Annotated in this window: 1 protein-coding gene; it reads left to right on the top strand. The window is 71.0% G+C overall.

Annotation, left to right across the window (positions count from 1 at the left end; all coding sequences use genetic code 11):
• Window positions 1–19: 19 nt before the first annotated feature.
• Window positions 20–1,030, top strand: a 1,011-nt coding sequence (locus ACOVRJ_RS22055) for an IS5 family transposase (RefSeq protein ID WP_422045966.1), incomplete at its 3' end; no start/stop codon positions are given.

The raw sequence follows: 1,030 nt of genomic DNA, 5'->3' as shown, positions 1-1,030 counted from the left end.
ATTCAGCCGGGGGTGAGGGATGGCGAAGAGCACTGCAACCGAGCGAGCCGGCCGGCCCGGCCGCAAGCCCTCGTTGAACGCCGAGCACACCGCGGTACTGCGGGCCATCGTCCGCGAGCGACCGCGCTGTTCGCTGGATGAGCTGACGCGAGAGTTGTTCGTCCGCACGGGCATCCAAGTCAACCCCGTGACCGTGCGCAAGGCCTTGCGCACGGCGGGTATCGAGCGTCTGAAGCCGCAGCGCCGCGCCGGTGAGCGCGCCGCGGCGCAAGGGTCGGCGCCCAAGCGCTATGGCTATACCGAGGCCCACCGACGCAGCGACGGCGCCAGCGGCATGAACACGGACCTGACCGATGCCGAGTGGGCGCTGGTGGCCGACCTGTTCGAGCGCGCTGGCCAGCGCGGCGCACCGCCGCGCTTTGAGCGCCGCCACATGGTCAACGCCTGCTGCTACGCACTGCGCACGGGCTGCGCGTGGCGCCTGCTGCCCAAGACCTTCCCGCCCTGGCAGGCGACCTACATGGCCTTCAAGCGCTGGGCCGCCGCGGGCGTGTTCGAGGCCATGCACGACCGCTTGCGCCAGCAGTGGCGCGACCGTGTGGGCCGCGCCCCCGAGCCGACGGCGGCGATCATCGACGCACAGAGCACGCGCAGCACCGCGCAGGGCGGCAACACCGGGTTCGATGCGGGCAAGAAGGTCAAGGGACGCAAACGTCATCTGGTGGTCGATACGCTGGGCCTGCTGTTGGCCGTCACCGTCACCGCCGCCAGCGTGCAGGATCGCGACGCGGCCGCTGAGGTCGTCGCGCACGCCTGCACCAAGGTCCCCGGCCTGAAGAAGCTGTACACCGACGCCGCCTACGGGGGCCAGTGCGCCCGCAGCATCGAGCAGGCCCACGGCATCAGCGTCGAGGTGGTGCGCCACCCCGGCAACCGCAGCACAGGCACCTGGCAAGACCCGCAGCAGCCGCTCGATCTCATGTGGCCCGAGGTCGTCGCCAAGGGCTTCGTGGTGCAGGCCAAGCGATGG

It is taken from the genome of Roseateles sp., from assembly GCF_049240545.1.
Taxonomy (GTDB): domain Bacteria; phylum Pseudomonadota; class Gammaproteobacteria; order Burkholderiales; family Burkholderiaceae_C; genus Paucibacter_A.
This window is presented reverse-complemented; position numbering and strand designations above follow the sequence as displayed.